This is a genomic window from Pseudomonas sp. Irchel 3E13, assembly GCF_900187455.1.
Classification (GTDB): Bacteria; Pseudomonadota; Gammaproteobacteria; order Pseudomonadales; family Pseudomonadaceae; genus Aquipseudomonas.
In genome coordinates, this window is record NZ_FYDX01000009.1 from 74,844 (window position 1) to 99,199 (window position 24,356).

Below are 24,356 nucleotides of genomic sequence, written 5' to 3' on the forward strand. Positions count from 1 at the left end.
GGCGCGAACATGAACGTCCATCCGCTGTTTTCCCTCGAAGGCAAACGCGCCCTGATAACCGGCGGCACCCGCGGCATCGGCCTGGCCATCGCCCGCTTGTACGGGCAGGCCGGCGCCCGCCTGGTGATCAGTAGCGAGAACCAGGAGGACTGCCAGCGGGTTACCGCCGGGCTGAGCGAGGAGGGCTTCGACGCCTGCGCGTTCGCTGCCGACCTGGCTGACCGTCAACAGGTCCTGGCCCTGGCCCGTCATGCGGGCGCCGTCGATGTGCTGGTGTGCAACGCCGGCGTGGCGCCGCACTTCGGCCCGTTGCACAGCATCGACGAGCCGCAGTGGCGTACCACCCTCGGCGTCAATCTTGAAAGTGCGCTGTGGCTGAGCGCTGCCCTGTTGCCCGGCATGGCCGAACGCAGCGGCGGCAGCGTGGTGCTGATGGCAAGTATCGCCGGTGTGCGCGGCAACAAGGCGCTCGGCGCGTATGGGCTGACCAAGGCGGCGCTGGCGCAGTTGGCGCGCAACCTGGCGGTGGAGTGGGGGCCGGCCGGTATCCGGGTCAACGCCATCAGTCCGGGGGTGATCGAAACCGCCTTTGCCCGCCCGATGACCGACAACCCCGACATCATCCAGCGCCGCCTGGCGCTCACCCCGCTGCGCCGTGTCGGCACGGCCGACGAGGTCGCTGCACTGGCCTTGCTGCTCGCCACACCCGGCGGCGCCTTCATCAGTGGACAGAATCTGATCGTCGATGGTGGAACCACCATTGGCGATGGCAATTGAACGGAGTACCCCATGCAATCACTTCCCCCCTTCAAACGCGTCGTCACCGGTCACAGCGCCGCAGGCACGGCGCTGGCGGCGCTGGTCGGCGCGGTGCCCAACAGCGTCGATCTCAAGGCCGTGCCCGGTACGGTTTTTCATGAGGTCTGGAACAGCGATACCAGCCCGGCGGCGCTGGACAACGGCGCGGACCCGACGCTCAAACCGCTGGTGCTGAGCCCTGCAACCCTGGGCAGCCTGATCCGCGTCGTGGACATCCCGCCCGACAGCGTGCAGAACCAGGTCAGCGACGCCAGTGCCGCGGCGGTGTTTGCCGAAATCGGCGAGGCCCATGCCGGCACTGGCCAGCGCGATTCGAAGCACAAACTGATGCACCGCACCGAAACCCTCGATTACGGCATCGTCACCGAAGGTGAGGTGTGGCTGGTGCTGGACGATGAGGACGTGCACCTCAAGCGCGGCGACATCGTTGTCCAGCGCGGCACCAATCACGCCTGGAGCAACCGCACCGATGCGATGGCACGGATGGTCTTCATCCTGCTCGACGGGCGTTATGCCGACAGCCTGCGGGAGGTGCTGCCATGAAGCTGGCGACCTTGGCCGACGGCAGCCGCGATGGTCGCCTGCTGCTGGTTTCCCGGGACCTGAGCCGGGCGGTGCAAGTCACCGATATCGCCACGACGTTGCAGGCGGCCATCGACGATTGGGCCCGCGTCGAGCCGGTGTTGCAGGCGCGCTACGAGGCCTTGAACCACGGCGATATCGAAGGCGCCTTCGCCTTCGATCCAGAGCAGGTCATGGCGCCGTTGCCGCGCGCCTGGCAATGGCTCGATGGCTCGTGCTTTCTCAGCCATGGCGAGCTGATGCAGCGGGCGTTTCACCTCGACCCCATCGAAGGGGTCGAAGACACGCCGCTGATGTATCAGGGCGCGGGCGATGACTTCCTCGGGCCGCGCCAGGACATCGCGCTGCCCAGCGAAGCCCATGGCATCGATTTCGAAGGCGAGTTCGCGGTGCTGGTGGATGAAGTGCCCATGGGCTGTTGCGCCGCCGATGCGCTGAAGCATGTGCGCTTGATTCTGCAAGTCAACGACGTCAGTTTGCGGGCGCTCGCGCCACGGGAAATGAAGACCGGTTTCGGCTTCATCCAGGCCAAGTCGTCCTCCAGCTTTGCGCCGGTGGCCGTGACCCCGGACGAACTGGGCGAGGACTGGCGGGACGGCCGCGTGCACCTGCCGCTGAACGTGACCCGCAATGGCGAGTGGTTCGGTCATCCACACGGCGGCGCGATGCACTTCGGCTTTCAGAGCTTGATCGCCCATGCGGCCCTGACCCGACGCCTGAGCGCCGGCACCCTGATCGGGTCCGGCACCGTCTCCAACGCCGATCGCAGCGTCGGCTCGGCGTGCATTGCCGAACGTCGCGCGGTGGAGATGATCGAGCACGGCGCCCCCCGCACGGCGTTTATGCACTTCGGCGAGCGGGTGCGCATGGAGGTCCGCTGCCGTGACGGCGCGGCGCTGTTCGGCAGCATTGACCAGCAGGTGGTCGAGGCAGGTGCGCCATGCGCGTGATGGTCACCGGCGCCGCGGGCTTTCTCGGTCGCCAACTGGTGCAGCGCCTGCTGGCCGAGGGGCAACTGCGCGGGCGTCGTATCGAGGCGCTGATCCTGCTTGATCAACGTCTCGACGGCTTTCCGGACGACCGCCGCCTGCGCCATCTGAGCGGCAGCATCACCGACCCCGCGCTGCTGCGCCGGGGGCTGGCCGATGGCGTTGACGTGGTCTTCCACCTGGTCAGCATTGCCGGTGGCGCCGCCGAGGAAAACTATGGCCTGGGCCGGCAGGTGAACCTGCTCGCCAGCCTGCAGTTGCTGGATCTGCTGCGTAATGCGCAACAGCCGCCGGTGCTGGTGTACGCCAGCAGCGTGGCGGTCTACGGCGGCGACTTGCCGGCGCGGATGGACGAACACTATCGCCCGCGGCCGGCGCTGTCCTATGGCGCGCACAAGCTGATGATCGAGAACCATCTAAGCGATCTCGGCCGTCGCGGCGAGGTCGATGGCCGCGCCCTGCGCCTGCCCGGCATCGTCGCCCGGCCGGGTGACGGCGATGGCCTGCGCTCGGCGTTCATGAGCGTGCTGCTGCAGCGTTTCGCCTCGGGCGAGCCGTATGTGTGTCCGGTATCCGCCGACGCCACTTCGTGGTGGATGTCCGCGGCCTGCTGCGTGGACAACCTGCTGCATGCCGCCGGGTTCGACCTGGCGGCGGATGCGCCGTCGCGGGTCTGGCAACTGCCGGTCTTGCACCTGTCCATTGGCGACGTGGTGGACGCCCTGGCCGAGGTATTCGGCGAGGAACGCCGGTCGCTGATCAGCTTCCAGCCGGATGCGGCCCTGGAAGCCCTGTTCGGACGTTTTCCAGCGTTGCGCACCCCGTTGGCCCGCGAGCGTGGCTTTCGTCACGACGGCACGGCGCGGGCACTGGTGCGCCACGCGCTTGACCTTACTCAGCGCCCGCGTGTTTCTCGCGTCGCCGCTGCAACCGCTTGAGAGGAACTGCGATGACTCTGCCCCTGAACCTGACCCGAAAGCGCCGCCTGGTCGATCTGTCGGTGACCCTGGACAACAACCCTTACACCGACCCACCGCCGCTGCTGCCGAAAATCGACTACATGGACCATCAGCAAGGCTGGCCGGAAATGGCCGCGATGTTCCCCGGCCTGACCCTCGATCAGATGCCCGGACAGGAATCCTGGGCCGCCGAGCGCCTGTCGATCACCACCCACAGCGGCACGCACATGGATGCGCCCTGGCACTACGCCTCGACCACCGACGGTGGCAAGCCGGCCTTCGGCATCGATGAGCTGCCGCTGGACTGGTGCCTGCAACCGGGGGTGAAGCTGGACTTCCGGCACCTGCCGGACGGCCATGTGGTCAGCGCCGCCGAGGTCGAGGCCGAACTGCAACGTATCGGTCACGCGTTGCAGCCGCTGGACATCGTGCTGATCAACACCCGCGCCGGCAGCCTGTTCGGCCAGCCGGGCTACCTGGATGCGGGGATCGGCATGGGCCGCGAGGCGACCCTGTACCTGCTGGATCGCGGTGTGCGCGTGGTCGGCACCGACGCCTGGAGCTGGGACGCGCCGTTCAGCTTTACCCGCCAGCGCTTCGCCGAAAGCGGTGATGCCTCGATCATCTGGGAAGGGCACAAGGCGGGTCGCGACATCGGCTACGGGCAGATGGAAAAGCTCGCCAATCTCGAAGGCTTGCCGGCCAATGGTTTTCTGGTGTCGTGCTTCCCGTACAAGATCAAACACGCCTCCGCCGGGTTTGTCCGTGCCGTTGCTATCTTCGAAGAATAAAAAAGTGAGGTTCGCGTGCGTTTTCCCTTTCTCCTGGCCGCGCTGGCATGCGCGGCGCCGGCTTTTGCTGCGACTGCCGAGCGGCCGAATATCCTGCTGATCGTCGCCGATGACCTCGGCTATTCCGATCTCGGCGCCTTTGGTGGCGAGATCGACACGCCAGTGCTGGATCAACTGGCGTCCACAGGGCTGCAACTGACCAACATGTACGCGGCCCCGACCTGCTCGCCGACCCGCTCGATGCTGATGTCCGGCACCGACAATCACCTGGCCGGGCTGGGCACCATGGCCGAGGGCATCCAGCCGTTCCAGCAGGGCAAACCGGGCTATGAGGGCTACCTCAACCAGCAGGCCCATTCGATTGCCGAGCTGCTGCGCGACGGCGGTTATCGCACTAGCATGGTGGGCAAATGGCACCTCGGCCTCACGCCCGAGCAGGGCCCTGACCGACGCGGCTTCGAGCAGTCGTTCACCTTGCTCGAAGGCGGTGGCGTGCACTTCAAGCCACCGGCGCAGGCTACGGCGAAAATCGAGCAGATCACCTACCGCGAGAACGGCAAGCCGGTGGAACTGCCGGACGATTTCTACTCCTCGGACTTCTACACCGACAAGCTGATCGACTACCTGCGCCAGGGCCAGGGCAGCGGCAAGCCGTTCTTCGCCTACGCCGCCTACACCTCGCCGCACTGGCCGTTGCAGGCGCCGGATGCCTGGCGGGACATTTACCGCGGGCGTTACGACGAAGGCTACGACAAGGTCCGCGAGGCGCGGATCGAGCGGCTGCGGGAGAAGGGCCTGCTACCGGCGGACTTTGTGGCGGCGCAGCGTTTGCCGGTGGCGCCGAACCTGCCTGGCTGGGAGCAACTGAGCGCGGATCAGCGCCGCGTTGAAGCGCGCAAGATGGAGATCTACGCGGCGATGGTCGGCAACCTCGACCACAACATCGGCCGGCTGCTGGACTATCTGAAAAGCACCGGGCAGTACGACAACACCCTGATCGTGTTCATGTCCGACAACGGTGCTGCCGGTGAACGGCATGAGCAGTTCTACCCGGCGGGGCCGGATACCGATAACCGGCTGGAGAACCTCGGCCGACGCGGTTCGCAGGTCGACTACGGTCTGCGCTGGGCGGAGGTCAGTGCTGCGCCGTTGCGTCTGTTCAAGGGCAGCACCGCCGAGGGCGGCATCAGCGTGCCGGCCATCATCCATCTGCCGCAGGCGCTGGCTCGCCAAGGGCTGGAGCGCAGCGTGGCGCGGGTCGATGACCTGGCGCCGACCTTCCTCGCGCTCGCCGGCCTGCCAGATCCGGGTGATCGCTACCAGGGGCAGCCGAAGCATCCGATCACCGGTCGCTCGATGGTGCCGATGCTGGAAGGCAAGGCGCCGGCATCGCCTGTGCTGGCGGGTGAATTGTTCGGCAGCCTGTATTACCGCGAAGGCAACCTGAAACTGCTGGGGTTGCGCCCCTGGACCATGCCGGGCGAGGCGCCGCAGCCTTTGCGCTGGCAACTGTTCGACGTCGCCCGTGACCGCGGCGAGGTCGAGGATATTGCCGCACGGGAGCCGGAGACGTTCGAGCGATTGAAGCGTGCATGGCAGGAGTACGCGCAGAGGGTTGGTGTGGTCTTTCCACCTCAGGCCAAGGCGCCTTGAGCCGGACGGGTGTCGTCCTCGGCGGTGTGCAGCCCTACAGTATTGCTGTCTATGTGCCCAAGAAATGGGCGCTATACAGCGCCGACGTCATGACCTGCCACTGACGGAGTATTCCAGGCGGATCACCGGAACCTTCCTACATCTATTCCTTTTCCTCCTTGTTAGCGTACTCGGCCATTCCCCATGTCCTACCACCAAGGAGGCGCTGAGCCAGCCGTACCATGGGGTTCGGAATATGAAAAAAAGGAAATGAAGTTGTGACGGTTACGCCGAAAACGGTGCTGCGCCTCTGGGGCGGTCTGGATGTTTTTTATGTGCTTTGGTACTGCCTGAAGAATGTAACTGAGGGGCGAGCCCCGTATGTGTCGGACTTCTACCATATGCTGCAATTGGGCGGTCAGATCGGTTGGCCCTTGCTGAACATGGGAATTCTTGCCTGGGTTCTCCAAGTATCGTTGCTGATAAGTGGCATTTTGCTGCTGTGTGGCTATGGGCCGGCGCGGTATATCGCGTTTGCACAAGTTCCCTTTCGGATGCTTTTTCTCTACCCGTCACTATTACTGGTGTTGGAGGTGGCGGGTTATCAGTCCGCTTTGCTGTTTTTGGCGCTGGTGGTCACGTTTGAATACCTGAAAGTCCGGAGTCTCTGGAAACGCTCCTGAGGCCGCATACAGCCGTTAGAAGTTTAGATATCCATGCCTTCAAGGGCAGTGTGAACCAAAAAAAGGGGCGTCATCCGACGCCCCGATTCACCACGTTAAAACCCCGACTCAGTGCTTGGCAGGCGGTCCGCCTGGGAACCATTTCTCCTGATAGTGGAAGAGGAAATACTGCGAGTTGTCCGCGCCGGGTGCGGCGGTGCGGGCGGTCCAGTGTTCGTCATGCAGGTCCATGTCGGCGTCGTATTCGACATGGCAGCCCATGGGGCTGTTGAAGTACCAGAACCAGTTGGAACCCAGTTGGTGGCGTCCCGGTCCCCAGAACGATTCATACCCTTTTTCCACGAACCGGGTGCCGGCCACCAGCACTTCGGTCGGGCCGCCCATATGGAAGGTGAAGTGCTCGATACCCTTCATGAACGGTGGCGTCTGGATCAGGAACAGGGTGTGGTGGTCCTGGGTTCCGCCCGGGCGCAGGAACGGGCCGGTGTCGGCGAAACGGTCGGTGCAGACGAAACCGAGGCGCTGGTAGAAGGCCTCCGCCTTGGCCGGATCGGGAACGAAATACACCACGTGGGAAAGGCTGCGCGGCAGCGCCGGCATGTCGTCGCTGGCGCCCAGCGCGTTGATCGGCCGTGCGGCAGGCGCGCCCGGCGCATGGCTGGCTTCGCCAGGCAGTTCGAGGGTGCGGCGCTGGGTGATGCGAAAGCCCAGGGCGAAGCCCATGTCGTCCACACAGCGCAGCACGCCGTCTTCGCCGCGCACTACCTCGCGGTCCTTGCTCAGTTCGGCTTCGATGGCCTGCAGGGTGGCTTCGTCAGCCACGCCATACACGGTTTCCCGCAGGGTCGTGGCGGTTTCCATTGCCGCCGGCAGGCGCGGGTCGTTGCGCGGGCGGATCAGCACGCCGGTGCCGTCCAGGGCTTCGAGATAGCCGCCGTTTTCGTCCAGGTTGCAAGGCTTGAGACCGTAGTCGGTCATGTACTGCACACAGTCGGCGACGTTGTCGACGCCGAACACCAGGTAATCGGGTCCGATGATGTTCATGATCTTTTATCTTCTCTGCATTCAGGCGGTGCGGCCGCCGAGGTTCTCGGCAACCCAGTCGGCGATGAACTGGCCAGCGTTGATGGAGTTGTCGAAGCTGGAGTGCTGCACGCCGCCTTCGCGGGAGGTGAAAATCTTCAGTTCGCGTTTCGGGCTGTTGACCAGTTGCTCGTAGGTGCGGTGCGCCCACTTGAGCGGAATCTGCGAGTCCTGTTCGCCGTGGGTCACCAGGAACGGCACGCGGATTTTTTCCACCACGCCGTCGAGGTGGACGTTCTCGGCGATCTGCATGAACTCTTCGATGTCCTTGCCCCCCCAGACCCAGCGAACGTGCTCCCAGTAATGCGGAACCGGGAAGCTGCCTTCACGCTCCAGGCGGCGTTTTTGCACGTCGCGCCAGTCATGGTTGGCGCCCCACACCACACCGCAGGCGAAGCGCGGTTCGAAGGCCACGGCGCGCGGGCAGTAGTAACCGCCGAGCGACACGCCTTCGCAGCCGATGCGTTTTGCATCGATGTCCTGGCGGTCTTCCAGCCAGTCGACCACGCGGCTGGCCCAGTGCTCGGCGTCGTAGCGCGCCTTGAGGTCATGCAGGCGCAGCGCCTCGCCGGTGCCCGGCTGGTCGATCAGCAGCGAGGCGATGCCACGCTTGGCCAGCCAGGCCGGCAGGCCGACGCGGTATTTCATCTCTTTGGTGGAGTCCAGGCCGTTGAGCTGGACCAGCACCGGCGCCGGGCCGCTGACGCCTTCGGCACGCACGTAGAGGCCGGAGATCACCTTACCTTCGTACGGAATTTCGACGCGCTCGCAGTTCTCTTTCGACAGCGCCACGCCACGGGCGAAGGTGTCGAGAAAACGCTGATAGAGCGCCATGCGGCCGGGGGCACCGTGAGCCTGCAGGCGTTCGCACGTCAGGTAATAGGTCGCGGCGCGGTTGTATTTTTCGCCGGCGGAGAGCAGCCGCCCGAGCGCTTCATCCTCGCGGGCCATGTCGCAGAGCTTGTCGGCCATCTCGGCCCAGGTCTGACGAAAGGCCCGTGTGCCTTCGGCGTCGGGTTGCTTGGCGGCCTCCAGCAGGGGCTCGCACATTTCAACGATCTCGCCGATGCGTGCGCCCATTTCCAGGGCCAGGTTCACCGACAGGTTCCAAACGTAGTTGGTCGGGAAGTAGCGGAACATAGTGTTTTCCTTCTTGTTATGCGGATCGCCAGCAGCTTCGGGCGCGCAAGGCAGGTATCGACGGCACGCCGTCAGGCCACCGCTGATGACGCGAAGCAGGCGACGACCACCCTTCGGGCGGTGATTGCAAGCTCGCATGGGGTCAGGAAGTGGACAAATCGCTTGTTCGGATGCCAGCTATCTGGGGCGGCGATACTTGGGCGCGAGGCGGTTGCAGGCATGGCGATTGCTGATGGTTCGCATCGCCAGTCTCGATTGGTTGCCTGCTGGAGGGGGAGGCTAGGGTACGCGGCCGTGCACGACGCGCAGGTTCCCAAGGAGGATGCCCTTGTCTGTTACCACCGTATTCGAAACGCTCCCGACCACGACGATTGGCGCCACGCTGGGCCGGCTCAGTGTTGGCGGCAAGTTGTCGCTGGGTTTTGCCCTGGTACTGTTCTGCACCCTGGGCATGGGGCTGGCCGCCTGGTATGCGCTGCAGGTCAATCAGGCCAGCAGCGCCCGCTTGAGTGCGCTGGAGCGCTTGCACAATCACCTGGTGCAGGCGAGGCAAGCCGAGAAGGACTTCGCGCTGCTCGCCGGTCCTGAATCCGCCAATCGCCTGGAGAGCGCTTTGCACCTGTTGCAGGGCCAGGTGGCCGAGGCTCAGTCCGGGGAGGCGTTCGAGCGCACCTTGCGTGAGCGTAGCGACGACTACCTGCAAGGGTTCCGCGCGTATGCAACCGCGCGGCTGCAAGCCCAGGACGCGCGACTGCGCATGCAGGCGCTGGCGCAGAGTGCGGGTCAGCGATTTGCCGCGCTGTTCATCGATCAACTGGACGATATCAATACCGGGCTGGAGCATGACCGACCGCCAGACGCGACGGCCATGCAGCTTCTGGAAGATGCCGCGACGTTGCGCGAGCGCCTGGCCAATCTGCGCGACAGCGAGCTGTACTTCATCCTCGATCCGCAGCAGCGCTATCGCGATGACTGGGTCAACCGGGTCAGTGAACTCGGCAGCGCCTTGAGCAATCTGGCCGCGCAACTGGAGGGCGATCGCCGTCTAAGCCTGGGCGAAGCCGCCACGGCGCTGGAGGAATACCGACAGGCGTTCCTGCGCTACATCAGCAGCGGTGAGCAGGCCGTGGCGCAGCAGGGCAGCATGAACACCTCGGCGCAGCAGGCGATTCAGGCACTGGATGATGAGCGCGCGCGGGCATCCAGCGCCTGGGAGGCGCAGCGCCGGCGTCTGGACCTGCAATTGGCGGCGATGCTGGTTCTGGCATTGCTGTCGAGCGTGAGTGCCTGTGTGCTGATCCGCCGCTCGATTGCCGTGCCGGTGCGGCAGATGCTGGCGCTGGCCCAGCGGGTTGCCGCGGGGGATTTGCAGGGGCGTCCGCCGCGTCTGGGGCGCAGTGATGAGCTGGGGCAATTGAACGACGCGATTGGCGTGATGCTGCAGGCGCTGCGCGAATTGGTCGGGCGGATTGGCGAGGATGCCGATCAGCTCGATGCTGCCGCCGAAACCCTGGCCGAGATGGTTGAGCGCACCGGACGGGGTGTTAGGGCCCAGCGCCAGCAAACCGGCGATGTGCTGCACGCCATGCAGGCCATGACCCAGTCGACCGTCCAGGTCAATCAGCGGGTGGATGGCAGCCAGGCCAGTCTGGGCGAGGCCAGTGCCTTGATTCACGAGGGCGACCGGCTGGTGCGCGAGGCGAGCCAGAGCCTGCAACGGTTGTCACTGGAAATGGGCGCCGGGACCGTCGCCATGCAGCTCTTGCAAAGCCAGAGCGAGGCCATCACGGGCGTACTGGATGTGATCAGCGCGGTCGCCGAGCAGACCAACCTGCTCGCCCTCAATGCCGCGATCGAAGCGGCGCGGGCCGGTGAACATGGCCGCGGTTTCGCCGTGGTGGCGGACGAGGTTCGCGGGCTGGCCAGCCGCACCCGCGCCTCCACGGGCGAAATCGACGGCATGATCCAGCGTCTGGGCCAGGTCACCCGCGACGCCGCGGCGAGCCTGGAGGACAGCCAGCGCCTGACCGGCGAAGGCGTGGAATTGACCGCGCGGGCCAGCGAGGTTCTGGCGGCGATTACCACCAGCATTGTCGAGGTCGAGAACGCCGGCCGGCACATCGCCGAGGCGGCGCGGACCCAGCATCACCTGGCGGGTCGTGTGGACGGTGCGGCGGGAGAGGTCGAGCGGGTGGTGGAGCAGAATGCCGAGGATTGCGCCCGTCTCGAAGAGGCCTGCGGCAGCCTGCAGCGCCTCAGCGCCAGCCTGGGGCAGGCGCTGGGGGCATTTCGTCGCGGCGCCTAGCCCAGGTGTTCAAGCGGCCAGCGGCGTGGTCGGGCGGCTGGCCATCTCCAGCAGTTTTTCGCGCAGCCAGGCGAGCACGGGGTCGCGGTCGAGGCTGCGATGCCAGCTCATGTATTCCTGCATGGCGGGGAGATTGACCGGTGGCGGCACGATGCGCAGTGGCAGGTTGCGCGCGTAGAGACGGGCCAGGCGGCTGTGAACCGTGGCAACCCGTTGGGTGCCGATGACCAGTTGCGGCAGGGTGTTGAAGTCGTGGGTGATCACCTCGATGCGGCGTTTGCAGCCGTACTCGGTCATGAACCATTCTTCGATGCCAGGCGTGCGGCTGCGGCCGAACACCACCGAAACGTGCCCCAGCTCCAGGTACTGCTCCAGCGTCAGGCGGTCACCCACCGCCTGGTTGTCCTGGCAGATCACGCAGACATGCTGCTCCTCGAACAGCAACTGCGACGGGTGCTCCTTCACGATGTAGTGCTCCGGGGCGATCATCAGGTCGACCTCGCCGCGCATCAGCATTTCCCGGGCGGTTTCGCCGGGGCTGATCAGTTCGAAGGTGACCATCGGCGCCTGCTGGTTGATCTCGCGGATCACCTCGGCGAACAACACGCTGATCAGGTAGTCCGAGGCCATGATGCGGAAATGGCGCTTGCTCTCGGCGATGTCGTGCACCGGCTTGGCGGTGATCGAGGTCTGGATTTTCAGCAGCACTTCACGCACCGGAATTTCAAGGTCGCGGGCCAGGGGCGTGAGCATCATCTTGCGTCCGACCTGGACCAGCAAGTCGTCCTCGAAGTAGGTCCGCAAGCGACCGAGTACGCCGCTGGTGGCCGATTGAGTCATGTGCAGACGCTCGGCGGCACGCGTGATGTTCTGCTCTTCGAGCAATACATCCAGCGCCACCAGGAGGTTCAGATCCAGGTGTTTGAAGCGCATGGCAGGCACTCTCTTGTTGTATTTATTTTCGCGATACCCTGCATCCCCAGTAACGATTAGTCAAATTGTTCGCGTGTTTCTAGCCTGTGCTTCCAGGCTCCCGATGGTGGCCGTCGCGTGAGCCGGAAAAGGCTGTGGCGACGGGCCCGGAGGGCCGGTCCACACAACAAGAACAAAGGATTCACGCATGAGCGATATCAACAAAGTACTGATCGTGGGCGGAGGCATCGGTGGCCTTTGCGCGGCGATTGCACTGCGCCGCCAAGGGATCGAGGTCGATCTGGTGGAGATCAAGTCCGAGTGGACGGTCTACGGCGTCGGCATCATCCAGCAGAGCAACGTGGTCCGGGAAATGGCCCGCCTCGGGGTGCTGGACCGGTACCTCGACGCCGCCTATGCCTTCGAGGACGTCGGGATCTACGACCTGCAGGGCAAGGCCCTGGCGCGCATCCCCGGACAACGCCTCGCGGGGCCGCAATACCCCGCCAACGTCGGCATCTCGCGGCTGGCCCTGCATCAGGTCTTGAGTGATACCGCCATCGAACTGGGCACCCAGGTGCGCCTCGGTGTGACGGTGGAAACGTACGAAGAATTCCCACGTGACCTGAACGTCACGTTCACCGACGGCAGTTCAGGCCGCTACGACCTGATGATCGGTGCCGACGGGGTGTATTCGAAGGTTCGCGGCATGCTCTACGGCGACACCTACACCCCGCGGTTCACCGGGCAGGCCGTGTGGCGCTACAACTTCCCGCGCCACCCCTCCATCGACCACCTCGCCAGCTACACCGGCGCCGAAGGCAACGCCGGGCTGGTGCCGCTGGCCGACAACCTGATGTACATGTTCTCCACCTCCCACGAGCCGAACAATCCCTGGTACGAGCAGGATCAACTGGCCGCCACCATGCGTGACCGTCTTGCCGGTATCGGCGGGCTGGTGGGCGAGTTGCGCGAGCAGATCACCGACAACAGCCAGGTGATCTACAAACCGATGGAAGTGTTGTTCGTCGATGATCCGTGGTTCAAGGACCGCGTCGTGCTCATCGGTGACGCGGCCCACGCCACCACCCCGCACCTTGGGCAGGGCGCCGGCATGGCCATCGAGGATGCGCTGGTGCTGGCCGAGGAACTGTTCGGCGAAGGCGACCTGCGCACCCGCCTGCAACGGTTCATGATGCGGCGTTTCGACCGCTGCAAATACATCGCGGAAAACTCGATCATGGCGGGTGAGCGGGAGATGGCGAAGGATGCCGCTTTCGATCGCATCGGCCTGACCAAAGCCATGCTGGCGCGCACTGCCGAGCCTATCTGATCCTGAGCGCGGCACTGCTGGCAGTGCCGCATTTCTGTTCGCCAGATGCGAGAAGCCAGCCGTGGCCACATTTCTTTGCCACCGTGAGCAACTGCTGGAGGGACAGGCCCGTGGCTTTGATCCTTGGCAGCAGGGGCGCGACACGGTCATCGCGCTGCTGTGGCAGGGTGAGGTGAAGGCTTACCGCAATCTTTGCCCCCACCTCGAGGTTGCCATGCAGTACCGCAAGGACCGCTTCATGTCGGGCGATGGCCGTCACATCGTCTGTTTTGCCCATGGTGCGTTGTTCGATCCCGCCGACGGTGCCTGCCTGCTCGGGCCTTGCCTGGGGCAGGCGTTGCAGGCGCTGGTGGTGACGGCGGACGGCGACCTGAACCTGTGGATTCAGGCCTGAGCGTGTCTGTCCAACGTTGCCGCACCCTTGTGATGGGGCTTCAGCCAAATCAGGCAGAGCCCCGTAATTACGTCACACAAGGGCAGTTACACTCCTCCTGCTTCAGGTCGCGTTGACCTGTTTGATCTGAAAGACCTCTTCTGGTGATGGGAACGCTGGCAGTTCAAATCTGCTCAGAGACCCCATCTCTTGGCTCATTGCTCATTCGCGACTTCTTGATCTCGGTATTTATTTTCTGGGTACCAGTAGAACTTTCCGACTCACGTCCATCTAAGAGTCGATTGTCGGGTGATGGGTAATCGCCAGTATGCCGTGGCTCTCGTTGTACACATTCAGTGGCAAAGTGTTCCTGCTCGACCAGGCGCACCGCGTTGACAGGTTGAGTAGAATGCTCGCCGGTAAAGAGCTGCTGACGTCAGTCAGTGCTTTTTCCTCGGTTTCAATCAGCGGCTGCCACTGTTCAGAACAAAACATTGAGGATCTACATCTTGATCTGGTTTCTTGAAGGACAGTCCAGTCAGCGTGACATTATTCTGGGCGCCCGTGATGCACTTCCTTCTGAAGTGAAAATCTTCGCATCGCATCGTCAGGATCGTCCGGAAATCACCAGCATCGCTGATGTAGCCTTTATGGAGCCCAAGGACGATCAGCAACGTATCGACTGGATTATCCAGACGTCTGAAGCCCATGGCATCAAGGTGATTCTGGCAGGAAGGGCAGGGCGTATCCATGAGGCTGAGCGGCATCGTTTCGAGTCCGCCGGCCTGAAGCTCGTCACTGGCGGCCTGTCATTGGAAACCTTTGATCTTGTCGACGACAAGAGCAGGTTCACCGCCGAGGCCGAGAAGGCCGGATTGAACTGTGTTCCGGCGATCACCGTGAACAATGCCCGTGAACTGGTGAATGCCTACGAAATTCTCCGGGCACAGGGCGAGGTCTGCGTGAAGCCTGCGGTAGGCATCTATGGTCAAGGTTTCTGGCGGTTCAAGGAGTCGGTCGATCCATTCCGCTGCTTCGCCAACCCTGATGCACGGGATGTTGATTTCGAGACCTATCTCGCGGCATACAGCACCCAGGCCGACCGACCACCGATGCTTGTGATGCCTTACATGAACGGCGCGGAGTGTTCTGTCGATATGGTGTGTGAGGCTGGGCGTCCCGTTGCCTATGTTGGCCGGCGCAAACAAGGCCTGCATCAAACATTCGAGAGAAATTCCGCTGCAGTTGAACTCGCGCTGAGCGCCGCTGCTCACTTCAAGTGCGATGGTCTCGTCAATGTTCAGACACGGGATAACACTGTTGGCGTTCCGCATCTGCTGGAAATCAATCCTCGTTATTCCGGGGGCATCGGATATACGCGCCACACAGGTATCAACCTCCCTGGAATCTTCGCCACTCGACAACTTGGTTTACCCGAGCCTGCGACCGATTGGCAGGCAAACATCAGAGTCAAAGCTGTTACCGTTGCGGTGCCGATCGCGAACTGATACTTAACCCAATGCAAGCTCGATATCATTTCGACATGAGTTGGACGGATTCAACATCAAGGAGCGTTCAGGAATGATCGCGTTAGCGCCCGGCGCGAATATTACTCTGGGATCGGCTCAGTGTTCCTGGACTATCGAGTGTGCGAATACTTCTGCTTTTGGGGAGCACGCTGCGATCGCACTGCTCCCTACGGATGACAAGCGTCACTCCAAAGGCGAGCCCGCTCTGTTCCACCTTGAGCAGCCCTGGATGGATTGGGTCGGCAGACCTGAGCGCCCGGGTTGTACGCTGAATCTCGCCACGCTGCCTGCGGGTGCGGACCGTTTGCTCCTTGTGGTCTACACCTTCTCTGCTGCCGGCCCGGTCAGCGAGCTTCGTTCGTTGCGGCTGCAGCTTGACGGTCAAATCGAGTCCCATGTGGATCTCAGCGCGAATGGTGAATCAGCCATCATCATTGGCGAATTCTATTCTCGTAATCAGTCTTGGAAGTTCCGGGCGTTGGCGGAAGGCTCTGCTTATGGGCTATCGGCCCTGGGGCGCAGGATAGGCCTGGACATCGACGATGCCCATCCTCATCGGCGCTCGTCGCCTTCCGATGCAAACCGGGCACGTAGCAGCGCAACCGGGACCGGGTTTGCGGTAACCACCACACACATCCTCACCTGTGCACATGTCATTGAAGACATGCAGGAAATCCATGTTTCTTCGTTCGAGGGAAGGCACCGTGCCGAGCCAGTGGTAGTGGATCGCCGCAACGACCTGGCACTGCTGCGGGTGCAGAACTCGCCGTTGCTCAAGCCCGCCTCATTCCGTGATGGCGCGCGTTGTGACCTGGGAGAACCGGTCGTAGCACTGGGCTTTCCCTTGGCGGGGCTCGCCGGTGGCGGTATCCATGCGACCCAGGGCGGAGTATCGGCACTGTTCGGCTTGCACAACGACGCCAGCGTATTGCAGTTCACCGCCCCCATTCAGCCAGGCTCCAGTGGCAGTCCGCTTTTTGATACTTCGGGTGCTGTTATTGGAATGGTGACTTCCACGGTACCTGACGCACAGAACATGAATTTCGCGGTGAAGGCCGGGCTCACTTTGGCTTTCTTGAATGCGTGTGGCATCCAGGCTCTTCGATCTGACTCCGACACTACCTTCACTACCGCGCAGATCACCCGCGAGGCGCAGCATGGCCTATGGAAAATCGAAGCGCGTAACCCTTAGCAACACTATGAGTTGAACCCCAGGAAAAGAGGTGTCAGGTCACCGACCTCGCACCCGATCAGGAAGCAGTCATGGAAAGCAACGTAGTACCCACATCCCTTAGCGCTCAACTCACGCGGGGAGTGCTCGAAGTCAATGTTGACGACGCTGTCCTGACGCCAGCCGAGTTGTTCGGCTTTGCCGAGCGCCGAAACCCCAAACGCGCATTTCTTTTTGTTTCAAAGGTGCTGGGGCGTCATATACCCGTGCGTCCGTCCATCATGCGCGCTTCTTTCGAAAGCCTGGCAGCTGAAATTCCGGCTGATCTTCCGGGGCCGGTGCTGGTAATCGGCATGGCCGAAACTGCGGTGGGCCTGGGCGCCGGTGTACACCGCGCCTACAGTGCGACACGCTCGGACACCGTGTATCTGGTCAGCACCCGCCATCCGGTGGGCACCGAGTTGTTCACCCGATTCGAGGAAGAACACAGCCACGCCAGTGCCCATCTCATCCACCTGCCTGTCGATCCGGACCTTCGGGAGCGCATGCTCAAGGCTCGATCACTGGTACTGGTTGATGACGAAGCCTCAACCGGAAAGACGTTCGTCAATTTGCACCGTGCCCTTGTCGATGCTGGCTTGAGTCATATCGAGCGGGTGGTGACCTGCGTGCTGACGGACTGGTCGGTGGGTGCTGCGCAGCAAATCATCGGAGCATCGGCAAGCTCGGTCGCGCTCATGAAGGGGTCTTACCAGTTTCATGAGGACCTGCATGCCCCTTTGCCGGACATGCCGGACGTCGGCACTGTATCGATGGGCGACTGGCCGCTGTCGCCGGATCGCGATTGGGGACGTCTGGGTGTGAGCCATGTGGAAGATAGCCTTGCGCCTGACCTGCAGGTTCGCGCCGGTGAGCGCATCATCGTGATCGGTACCAGCGAGTTTGTCTGGCGTCCGTTCCTGCTGGCTGAGCGCCTGGAGCGCGCGGGGGCCGATGTTCATTTCAGCTCCACCACACGCTCTCCCATCGCCATCGGCCATTCCATCAAGCATGCGCTGTCGTTTTCCGACAACTATGGCCTTGGTATCCCGAACTTCCTCTACAACGTCGAGCCCGGTCAGTTCGACCGGGTGCTGATATGCACGGAAACACCACTGCCGGCGGTTTCGGCGGAGTTGGTGGCTGCCCTGGGCGCGGAGGTTGTCGTCGATGGCCAATAATCGCCCGCTGATCTTCGTTGACCTCGATGACACGTTGTTCCAGACCGCGCGCAAAATGCCGGAAGGGACGCGGAGAACGCCGGCGACCCTCGATGTGAACGGTCAACCCAACGGCTACATGAACCCCGTCCAGTATGCGTTCGTCAACTGGTTGCTGGACTGCGCCGATGTCGTTCCGGTAACGGCCCGCAGTGTCGAGGCGTACAGTCGCGTGAGCCTGCCGTTCACCCAGGGCGCCATTTGCTCGCACGGCGGTACCATGCTGCGCCGCGACGGCTCGCTTGATCAGGATTGGCACACGCGGATGAGCGATGCCCTGGGAGCATTTCAGGACCGCTTGCCGCTGCTGAGCGAGGCGACGTTGCAGATCGGCGAGGAACTTGGCCATTCCCTGCGTGGCTGGGTGGTGGAAGAGGAGGGGCTGCGCCACTACGTGGTGACCAAACATAACGAATCCGATGACGCGGTGCTGGCTGATGTGCTGGCCCACGTCCAGTCCCGGGGTTTGCTGAAGGGCATGCATGTCCATGGCAATGGCAACAACCTTGCTTTCCTGCCTGAGCACCTGGCCAAACGCATGGCTGTCGAGGAATGGTTGCACCGTGATCGCGACGTGAATGGCGAGCGACCGGTATTGGGTTTTGGTGACAGCATCACCGATCTTGGATTCATGGACCTCTGTCACTGGTGGGCAACGCCGTCGCGCAGCCAACTGGCCGGTGCCGTGGAGAAAATGATCCGTGACTGACCTTCTCGCAAGCCTGATGACCGTGGGCAGCGGTAGCTACGCATCGGCAGACGTGCATTTTCTCCTGCAGGCCATGCAGATGCAGGTTACAGACGTCGAGGAAAAGGAGCGCCTGATCCAGACGAAGCAGAAACACTATTCAGACATGATCGGCATGGAGCATGTGCCGACGGCCATGCATATGACCCTTTATGCGCGAGCGCTGGCCCAGAACGGTAAACGCATGGCAACGGATGTTCAGGCGCTGGCCCAGGCACTGAATGCCGCTTGCCACGGTCCGTCCATTGCCTTGGTTTCCTTCGTTCGTGCCGGCCTGCCGCTGGGTGTCCTGTTGCGTCGTGCACTGACCGGAATGGGCCGCGATGCCCATCACTATGGCGTCAGTATCATTCGTGACCGCGGGATCGACCGTGTGGCCCTGGAGGCGATCATCCAGGCGCATGGCGCCGAGAATATCGTCTTCGTCGATGGCTGGACCGGGAAGGGAGCCATTTCGGGCGAGCTCAAGCGAACCCTGGCCGGGGACGATCGCTTTGCGCCAGAACCTCGCCTCGTGGTTCTGGCTGATCCCTGCGGACGTGCCTGGTTGGCGGCGTCCTGGGACGATTGGCTCATCCCCTCGGGAATTCTCGGGGCAACGGTCTCTGGCCTGGTGTCACGCTCCATCTGGCCAGCGCAGGGCGGACTGCATGGTTGCGTTGTCTACGACCACCTGCAAGCGCATGACGTGACCCGTGAGTTCGTCGACCAGATCGAAGTCGAGCGCCGCACGTTGGGCGAAACGTTGACTGCAACAGCCTGGACTGTTGAGCAGCGGCGGGAGCTGCAATTGGGCGCGGACGGTGTGGTGACGGCCCTTGCCGCTCGGTTTGCCATCAGCAACCTCAATCGAATCAAACCGGGTATCGCCGAGGCCACCCGGGCGGTCTTGCGCCGTGTGCCTGAACACGTGCTGGTACGCAGCCGCGATGATGAGGACGTCCAGTTGCTGATGCACCTGACGGACAGCGCCGGAGTGACGGTGGAGGAAGCGGGTGCAGAGTTGGGGCCTTATCGCGCGGTGACCATTATCCGGAGCGTCAACTGATGAGGGTGATTTCCCCGTTCGCCCTGGGCGCGACGCTTTATATGCCGGCCACTCGTGGTGACATGCTCGAGGTGGTGTTCGGCGCCAAATTTCCCGAGCTGCGTTCTCTCGTTGTTTGTCTGGAAGATGCCGTATCGTCAATCGATGTCGAGAGCGCGCTGGAGAACCTCAAGACGCTGCTCCTGGCCATCAATGCCTGTGGTGGGCGTCCCGAGCATGGGCCGCTGCTCTTCGTCCGACCGCGTGATGCGGCAATGGCCGCCATCCTCAATGACTGGCCTTTGATGAAGCACGTCGATGGTTTCGTCGTGCCGAAGCTGACCCTGCTGTCGCTCCCGGCATGGGAGCAGGCGATCAGCAATCCGGACCTGTACCTGATGCCAACCCTGGAAACCGCTGATGTCTTTAACCCGGGTGCCATGGTGGAGTTGGGGCAGGCGCTCAAGTCCAGCCTGAACCAGCGGATCATCGCGCTGCGCATTGGTGGCAACGACCTGATGGGTTGCCTGGGACTGCGTCGCAATCCTGTGACCACGCTGTACAGCACGCCGATGAGCTACGTCATTCCGATGCTCGCCGGAATCATGGGGGCGCAAGGTTTCGCGCTGACGGCGCCGGTGTTCGAGCAACTGGCCACGCCGCTGTTATTGAAGGAGGAGCTGGAACTGGATATCTCTCATGGGTTAGTTGGAAAAACCGCCATCCATCCCAGCCAGATCAGCCTCATTCAAGACGCGCTCCGGGTCAGCCTCGAAGATCTCAATTGCGCCCGGCTGATCGCCAATGACGTGGCCCCTGCCGTTTTTCGGCACAACGATGCCATGTGCGAGCCAGCCACGCATTACAAGTGGGCGACGAACATTCTCGAACGCGCCAAATGGCACGGGGTCAAGCCCGCGGAAGCGGGTGGCGGCGAACCCGGGTTCCGTCTCGCGGAGATCAATGGATGAGTCTGGATATGCTCGAAGCCGGCCCGGAAGGGGCAAAGGTGCTCTCGGTATTCGACTTCGATGGCACGCTGACCCGGCACGATAGCTTCGTCCCGTTTCTGCGCTTTGCCTTCGGCAAGCGTGAGTTTTTACGCCGTGTCCTCAAGCTGGTGCTGCCCGGCCTCAGGTATGTCATGCGAGGCATGACCCGGGATGAACTCAAGGCTCATCTGATCAGTGCTTTCCTGACCGGCGTGGAGGCTTCCTGGTTGAGAAGCCGGTCCGTGGCGTTCTGTGAACACAGTTGGTCTGGACTCATGCGCCCGTCCGGCCTGCGCGCGGTGGAGTCCGAGCTGGCCTCCGGCGCCGAGGTCACGCTGTGCTCGGCGTCGCCCGCGCTGGTGCTGCAGCCCTTTGCGAATCGCCTTGGGGTCAAGCTGATCGGCACCGAGCTTGAAGTGATTGATGACCGTTTGACCGGCCGAATCAACGGCAACAACTGCCGCTGTGAACACAAGGTCCTTCGGCTCGAAGCGGTCTACGGCCCATTGACCCAATACCGCCTCAGGGCCTGGGGCGATACCCGTGGCGACCACGAACTGCTGGCCGCCGCCCAGGATCCTCACTGGCGTCATTTTCACCCTGCGTGGCGGCGATCCCGCGCGCAATTTGGCAAAGCCGGGAACCTACCCGACTCTCAACGGAACACCAAAGATCAACATGGAGCGTAAGCATGGCACTCACCCTGAGCAAAAATCAGAGCATCTCGCTGGAGAAAACTGCCGGCACTGGCTTGACCTCGGTCAGCCTGGGGCTGGGTTGGGATCCCGTGAAACCGACAGGCTTCTTTTCCAAGCTATTGGGTGGTAACGAATCGATCGATCTCGATGCGTCGTGCATCGTTCTGGACGCTGGCCTGAATCCGGTTGATGTGGTCTGGTTCCGTCAGTTGCAGTCCCGGGACGGCTCGATCAACCATTCCGGCGACAACCTCACGGGCGAAGGCGATGGCGACGATGAAACCATCTACGTCGACTTGCAGCGCCTGCCTGCCACCGTTCATTACCTGGTGTTCACCGTCAACAGCTTCCGCGGGCAGACCTTCGAGCAGGTTCAGAATGCCTACTGCCGCGTGTTGGACCAGTCCACCAACAAGGAACTGGCGCGTTTCAACCTGGCCGAGAAAGGCGGGCATACCGGTGTGGTAATGGCCAGCCTCAGCCGTGACAGCGGTGGCTGGCAGTTCAAGGCCATCGGCCAGTCCACCAATGGCCGTACTGCCGAAGAGCTGGTCGACCTGGCCATCCGGGCGGTGCGCGGATGACTACCCTGACGCCTGGTGGTAATGCGCCGGTAGCCTCCGGCCAACTGCGTGTCGATATCAATTATTCGCCCATTCCTGGTGCTGATATCGATGTTTCCGCCTTCGCGCTGGGCAGTGCGGGCAAGGTCCGTGGTGACGGTGACATGTGCTTCTATGGGCAGACCGGCATTCTCGGTGGGGCGATCCAGTTGAGTGCGACCTCGCCGGGGCGGGCCGAATTTACCCTGGATCTCGCACGTCTCGATACGTCCGTGGAAAAAGTCGCCCTGACGGCGACCATCCACGAGAACAAGGCGAGTTTTGATCGTGTGTCCACGCTGTCGCTGGCGGTCAGCGGTGGTATCGAAGCACAGATTCCGACCCGTGGCATGAACGAGACGGCGCTGATTCTCGGCGAGTTCTATCTGCGCCAGGGGGTGTGGAAATTCCGCTGCGTGGGCCAGGGCTTTGCCGGCGGCCTGGAACCACTGGCCAGGCATTTTGGCGTCGAGGTCGCGGCGCCGGCGAGCCCCGCGCCGGCTGCGAGCCCGGCTCCGGCTCCGGCTCCGGTCCCGCCGGTACCTGCCGCGCCGAAGTCTTCGGTCAGTCTCAGTAAAGTCACCCTGGATAAAACCCGCTCCAGCATCAGCCTGGAGAAAACTGCTGCCGGTTTCGGCGAAATCAAGGTCAACCTGAACTGGCACCGTGGCAGCGGCGGCGGTTTCTTCAGCCGCAACAAATCCATCGACCTGGACGTAGGCTGTCTCTACGAACTTCAGGATGGTGAAAAAGGAGCGGTCCAGGCGCTCGGCAACAGCTTTGGCGATCTGGACTACGCACCCTTCATCCAGCTCATGGGGGACGACCGCACAGGATCGGTCGCCGGTGGCGAATGGCTGCATATCAACGGCAAGAAGTGGAGCGAGATTCGCCGCATCCTGATCTACGCCTTCATCTACGAAGGTGCGCCCAACTGGCGGGCTACCGACGGTGTCGTCACGATCTTCGTTCCCGGTCAGCCGGAAATCGAGGTTCGTCTCAATGAAGAAGGCGGCAGCCTGGGCATGTGCGCGATCGCGATGCTCGAGAACGTCGGCGGAGGCGTCAAGGTTACCCGCCGGGTCGACTTCCACCAGGGTCACCGCAAAATGGACGAAGCCTACGGCTGGGGCATGCGCTGGTCCGCCGGCTCGAAATGAACAACTGATCCAGCGCAGCCATCTGGCTGCGCTGAACGAGGGAACAAGCAATGCTCGAGTGGCTCAAAACCAACGCGGCGAAAGCCCGTGAAACCTTGACGACCGAAGTCGGCAAGATCAAGAACCGGTCCTTCATGGAGGCCGCGGCCAATGCCTGTGCACTGATTTCCGCTGCCGATGGCGAGATCAAGTCTGAAGAAAAGATGAAGATGGCTGGCTTCATCAACAATTCGCCTGAGTTGAAGGTCTTCAACCTCAACGATGTGATCAAGGTATTTACCGATGCCTGTGGCAAGTTCGAATTCGACTTCCAGATTGGCCAGGCTGAAGCCCTCAAAAGTATCAGCAAGATCAAGGGCAAGGATGCCGAGTCTCGCCTGCTGGTTCGCGTTGCCTGTGCCATCGGTGCATCCGATGGCGACTTCGATGCAAAAGAAAAGGCCGCCTGCCGCCTGATCTGTCTTGAGCTGGGTCTGAACCCGGCTGATTTCGAACTCTGAGGAACTGAAACGTGGAATCTCATATCGGCTTCCCACCGCTGACCATGGCGGTCTTTGTCGGTATCGCGCTCGGCGCGCTACTGCTGGACATGGTTACTCACCGTAATGACAAGCCAATCACCCTGGCCGGTGCGTCGATCTGGTCGCTGTTCTGGGTCGCGATTTCCCTCGCCTTCGCCGGTTTTCTGTACGTCCAGCATGGCCCTGAAGCGGCCAGCCTTTTCGTTACCGGCTATGCGCTGGAGAAGGTGCTGTCTGTAGACAACCTGTTCGTGTTCATGGCCATTTTCGCCTGGTTCAAGGTTCCGGATGGCTTGCGTCACCGCATCCTTTACTGGGGCATCATCGGCGCCATCGTTTTCCGTGGCGTGTTCGTGGCCATCGGTACGGGGCTGCTGGCCTTCGGTCCGTGGGTGGAAATCGTCTTCGCGCTGATCGTCGCCTGGACCGCAGTCATGATGCTCAGAAGCGGCGGTGACGATGAAGGCGAGGAGGACTACTCCCAGCATATCGCCTACCGCTTTGCCAAGAAGCTGTTCCCGGTATGGCCAAAGCTGTACGGTCACAACTTCTTCGTCAGTCGCAAAGCGCTCGAAGTGGAAATTCAGAAGCCCGAGAACAAGGGCATGAGCCTGGCGGCCAAGGGTGGCATTTTCGCGACCCCGCTGTTCCTCTGCCTGGTAGTGGTCGAGGTTTCGGACGTCCTGTTCGCGTTCGACTCGGTTCCGGCGGTCATCGCCGTGAGCCGCGAGCCCCTGATCGTCTACTCCGCCATGCTGTTCGCGATCCTCGGCCTACGGACCCTGTACTTCGTTCTGGAAGCGCTGAAGCGTTATCTGGTACACCTGGAAAAAGCGGTTATCGTGCTGCTGTTCTTCATCGCAGCCAAGCTGGGCCTGAACGCCACTGATCACCTGTTCCACCATGGCATCAGCATCGATCCGAACACTAGCTTGCTTATCGTGATGGCCGTTCTGGTCATCGGCATCCTGGCCAGCGTAGCCTTCCCCGAAAAGGAAGATACGTCGGCTGACAGCAGTAATCAGTAGCAATCACAAGGAGTTGTATT

General features: G+C 62.4%; 24 protein-coding genes and 1 pseudogene. 22 read left to right on the forward strand and 3 right to left on the reverse strand.

The features are described from left to right. Positions 1-9 precede the first annotated feature (9 nt). From CKW37_RS16925 to CKW37_RS16955, 7 genes are all read left to right on the forward strand, one after another. On the forward strand, positions 10-777 hold the full coding sequence (locus CKW37_RS16925) for an SDR family NAD(P)-dependent oxidoreductase (protein ID WP_095156860.1): 768 nt from the start codon (positions 10-12) through the stop codon (positions 775-777). A 12-nt stretch (positions 778-789) separates the two neighbouring features. Further along, a complete protein-coding gene (locus CKW37_RS16930) occupies positions 790-1,362 on the forward strand; it encodes a cupin domain-containing protein (RefSeq protein WP_095156861.1) in 573 nt (190 codons plus the stop codon). Then, the gene (locus CKW37_RS16935; RefSeq protein ID WP_095156862.1) at positions 1,359-2,351 is read left to right on the forward strand and encodes a fumarylacetoacetate hydrolase family protein; all 993 of its coding nucleotides are present in this window, start codon (positions 1,359-1,361) and stop codon (positions 2,349-2,351) included. Before CKW37_RS16930 ends, CKW37_RS16935 begins: the two co-directional genes overlap by 4 nt. Continuing rightward, positions 2,342-3,328 (forward strand): NAD-dependent epimerase/dehydratase family protein, encoded by a 987-nt coding sequence (locus tag CKW37_RS16940; protein ID WP_095156863.1) that lies wholly within the window; start codon positions 2,342-2,344, stop codon positions 3,326-3,328. Before CKW37_RS16935 ends, CKW37_RS16940 begins: the two co-directional genes overlap by 10 nt. Before the next feature lie 11 nt (positions 3,329-3,339). After that, complete coding sequence (locus tag CKW37_RS16945; protein ID WP_177454435.1) at positions 3,340-4,140, forward strand: cyclase family protein; 801 nt, start codon at positions 3,340-3,342, stop codon at positions 4,138-4,140. Positions 4,141-4,155: 15 nt separating this feature from the next. Continuing rightward, a complete protein-coding gene (locus CKW37_RS16950; RefSeq protein WP_095156864.1) occupies positions 4,156-5,793 on the forward strand; it encodes an arylsulfatase in 1,638 nt (545 codons plus the stop codon). A gap of 257 nt (positions 5,794-6,050) precedes the next feature. Then, a complete protein-coding gene (locus CKW37_RS16955) occupies positions 6,051-6,455 on the forward strand; it encodes a hypothetical protein (RefSeq protein ID WP_095156865.1) in 405 nt (134 codons plus the stop codon). A 108-nt stretch (positions 6,456-6,563) separates the two neighbouring features. Here the strand turns inward: CKW37_RS16955 and CKW37_RS16960 are convergent, their stop codons facing one another. Beyond that, positions 6,564-7,499: a VOC family protein gene (locus tag CKW37_RS16960; protein ID WP_095156866.1), complete on the reverse strand. Its 936-nt coding sequence runs from the start codon at positions 7,497-7,499 to the stop codon at positions 6,564-6,566. Positions 7,500-7,520: 21 nt separating this feature from the next. After that, entirely contained in the window at positions 7,521-8,678 is a 1,158-nt protein-coding gene (locus tag CKW37_RS16965) for a S9 family peptidase (RefSeq protein ID WP_095156867.1), read from the reverse strand. 1,252 nt (positions 8,679-9,930) lie between these two features. On the opposite strand from CKW37_RS16965, the pseudogene CKW37_RS33680 reads away from it, so the two are divergent. Then, positions 9,931-10,122 (forward strand): annotated as a pseudogene (locus CKW37_RS33680) (HAMP domain-containing protein); the annotation flags it as partial. Between the two features lie 75 nt (positions 10,123-10,197). Next, the gene (locus CKW37_RS33685; protein WP_371864300.1) at positions 10,198-10,983 is read left to right on the forward strand and encodes a methyl-accepting chemotaxis protein; all 786 of its coding nucleotides are present in this window, start codon (positions 10,198-10,200) and stop codon (positions 10,981-10,983) included. A gap of 9 nt (positions 10,984-10,992) precedes the next feature. Here the strand turns inward: CKW37_RS33685 and CKW37_RS16975 are convergent, their stop codons facing one another. Then, entirely contained in the window at positions 10,993-11,916 is a 924-nt protein-coding gene (locus CKW37_RS16975) for a LysR family transcriptional regulator (RefSeq protein WP_095156869.1), read from the reverse strand. Between the two features lie 187 nt (positions 11,917-12,103). On the opposite strand from CKW37_RS16975, the gene CKW37_RS16980 reads away from it, so the two are divergent. The 13 genes from CKW37_RS16980 (at position 12,104) to CKW37_RS17040 (ending at position 24,336) form a co-directional block, all read left to right on the forward strand. Beyond that, a complete protein-coding gene (locus tag CKW37_RS16980) occupies positions 12,104-13,228 on the forward strand; it encodes an FAD-dependent oxidoreductase (RefSeq protein ID WP_095156870.1) in 1,125 nt (374 codons plus the stop codon). A 61-nt stretch (positions 13,229-13,289) separates the two neighbouring features. Continuing rightward, the gene (locus CKW37_RS16985) at positions 13,290-13,622 is read left to right on the forward strand and encodes a Rieske (2Fe-2S) protein (protein ID WP_095156871.1); all 333 of its coding nucleotides are present in this window, start codon (positions 13,290-13,292) and stop codon (positions 13,620-13,622) included. A 488-nt stretch (positions 13,623-14,110) separates the two neighbouring features. After that, entirely contained in the window at positions 14,111-15,109 is a 999-nt protein-coding gene (locus tag CKW37_RS16990) for an ATP-grasp domain-containing protein (protein ID WP_177454436.1), read from the forward strand. A 73-nt stretch (positions 15,110-15,182) separates the two neighbouring features. Then, the gene (locus CKW37_RS16995; RefSeq protein ID WP_095156872.1) at positions 15,183-16,322 is read left to right on the forward strand and encodes a trypsin-like peptidase domain-containing protein; all 1,140 of its coding nucleotides are present in this window, start codon (positions 15,183-15,185) and stop codon (positions 16,320-16,322) included. Between the two features lie 71 nt (positions 16,323-16,393). Next, the gene (locus CKW37_RS17000; RefSeq protein WP_095156873.1) at positions 16,394-17,521 is read left to right on the forward strand and encodes a phosphoribosyltransferase domain-containing protein; all 1,128 of its coding nucleotides are present in this window, start codon (positions 16,394-16,396) and stop codon (positions 17,519-17,521) included. Then, a complete protein-coding gene (locus CKW37_RS17005) occupies positions 17,511-18,269 on the forward strand; it encodes a trehalose phosphatase (RefSeq protein WP_095156874.1) in 759 nt (252 codons plus the stop codon). The genes CKW37_RS17000 and CKW37_RS17005 overlap by 11 nt, the downstream gene beginning before the upstream one ends. After that, positions 18,262-19,356 (forward strand): cysteine protease StiP family protein, encoded by a 1,095-nt coding sequence (locus CKW37_RS17010; RefSeq protein WP_177454437.1) that lies wholly within the window; start codon positions 18,262-18,264, stop codon positions 19,354-19,356. The genes CKW37_RS17005 and CKW37_RS17010 overlap by 8 nt, the downstream gene beginning before the upstream one ends. After that, positions 19,356-20,306 (forward strand): HpcH/HpaI aldolase/citrate lyase family protein, encoded by a 951-nt coding sequence (locus CKW37_RS17015; protein ID WP_095156875.1) that lies wholly within the window; start codon positions 19,356-19,358, stop codon positions 20,304-20,306. Before CKW37_RS17010 ends, CKW37_RS17015 begins: the two co-directional genes overlap by 1 nt. Next, positions 20,303-21,016 (forward strand): HAD family hydrolase, encoded by a 714-nt coding sequence (locus tag CKW37_RS17020; protein WP_095156876.1) that lies wholly within the window; start codon positions 20,303-20,305, stop codon positions 21,014-21,016. The genes CKW37_RS17015 and CKW37_RS17020 overlap by 4 nt, the downstream gene beginning before the upstream one ends. A gap of 2 nt (positions 21,017-21,018) precedes the next feature. Next, positions 21,019-21,609 (forward strand): TerD family protein, encoded by a 591-nt coding sequence (locus tag CKW37_RS17025; RefSeq protein WP_095156877.1) that lies wholly within the window; start codon positions 21,019-21,021, stop codon positions 21,607-21,609. Next, entirely contained in the window at positions 21,606-22,787 is a 1,182-nt protein-coding gene (locus tag CKW37_RS17030) for a TerD family protein (protein ID WP_095156878.1), read from the forward strand. Before CKW37_RS17025 ends, CKW37_RS17030 begins: the two co-directional genes overlap by 4 nt. A 50-nt stretch (positions 22,788-22,837) precedes the next feature. After that, positions 22,838-23,287, forward strand: a complete 450-nt coding sequence (locus CKW37_RS17035; protein WP_095156879.1) for a tellurite resistance TerB family protein — start codon at positions 22,838-22,840, stop codon at positions 23,285-23,287. 11 nt (positions 23,288-23,298) lie between these two features. Next, positions 23,299-24,336: a TerC/Alx family metal homeostasis membrane protein gene (locus tag CKW37_RS17040; protein WP_095156880.1), complete on the forward strand. Its 1,038-nt coding sequence runs from the start codon at positions 23,299-23,301 to the stop codon at positions 24,334-24,336. The last annotated feature ends 20 nt before the right edge of the window (positions 24,337-24,356 follow it).

What these genes read in the sequence shown, in the direction of transcription:
- CKW37_RS16925 (WP_095156860.1), top strand. Translation starts at nt 10, where the DNA reads ATGAACGTCCATCCGCTGTTTTCCCTCGAAGGCAAACGCGCCCTGATA.
- CKW37_RS16980 (WP_095156870.1), top strand. Translation starts at nt 12,104, where the DNA reads ATGAGCGATATCAACAAAGTACTGATCGTGGGCGGAGGCATCGGTGGC.
- CKW37_RS17000 (WP_095156873.1), top strand. Translation starts at nt 16,394, where the DNA reads ATGGAAAGCAACGTAGTACCCACATCCCTTAGCGCTCAACTCACGCGG.
- CKW37_RS17015 (WP_095156875.1), top strand. Translation starts at nt 19,356, where the DNA reads ATGAGGGTGATTTCCCCGTTCGCCCTGGGCGCGACGCTTTATATGCCG.
- CKW37_RS16995 (WP_095156872.1), top strand. Translation starts at nt 15,183, where the DNA reads ATGATCGCGTTAGCGCCCGGCGCGAATATTACTCTGGGATCGGCTCAG.
- CKW37_RS16960 (WP_095156866.1), bottom strand. Translation starts at nt 7,499, where the DNA reads ATGAACATCATCGGACCCGATTACCTGGTGTTCGGCGTCGACAACGTC.
- CKW37_RS16940 (WP_095156863.1), top strand. Translation starts at nt 2,342, where the DNA reads ATGCGCGTGATGGTCACCGGCGCCGCGGGCTTTCTCGGTCGCCAACTG.
- CKW37_RS17030 (WP_095156878.1), top strand. Translation starts at nt 21,606, where the DNA reads ATGACTACCCTGACGCCTGGTGGTAATGCGCCGGTAGCCTCCGGCCAA.
- CKW37_RS16935 (WP_095156862.1), top strand. Translation starts at nt 1,359, where the DNA reads ATGAAGCTGGCGACCTTGGCCGACGGCAGCCGCGATGGTCGCCTGCTG.
- CKW37_RS16945 (WP_177454435.1), top strand. Translation starts at nt 3,340, where the DNA reads ATGACTCTGCCCCTGAACCTGACCCGAAAGCGCCGCCTGGTCGATCTG.
- CKW37_RS17020 (WP_095156876.1), top strand. Translation starts at nt 20,303, where the DNA reads ATGAGTCTGGATATGCTCGAAGCCGGCCCGGAAGGGGCAAAGGTGCTC.
- CKW37_RS16930 (WP_095156861.1), top strand. Translation starts at nt 790, where the DNA reads ATGCAATCACTTCCCCCCTTCAAACGCGTCGTCACCGGTCACAGCGCC.
- CKW37_RS17005 (WP_095156874.1), top strand. Translation starts at nt 17,511, where the DNA reads ATGGCCAATAATCGCCCGCTGATCTTCGTTGACCTCGATGACACGTTG.
- CKW37_RS17025 (WP_095156877.1), top strand. Translation starts at nt 21,019, where the DNA reads ATGGCACTCACCCTGAGCAAAAATCAGAGCATCTCGCTGGAGAAAACT.
- CKW37_RS16975 (WP_095156869.1), bottom strand. Translation starts at nt 11,916, where the DNA reads ATGCGCTTCAAACACCTGGATCTGAACCTCCTGGTGGCGCTGGATGTA.
- CKW37_RS16965 (WP_095156867.1), bottom strand. Translation starts at nt 8,678, where the DNA reads ATGTTCCGCTACTTCCCGACCAACTACGTTTGGAACCTGTCGGTGAAC.
- CKW37_RS33685 (WP_371864300.1), top strand. Translation starts at nt 10,198, where the DNA reads ATGGTTGAGCGCACCGGACGGGGTGTTAGGGCCCAGCGCCAGCAAACC.
- CKW37_RS17035 (WP_095156879.1), top strand. Translation starts at nt 22,838, where the DNA reads ATGCTCGAGTGGCTCAAAACCAACGCGGCGAAAGCCCGTGAAACCTTG.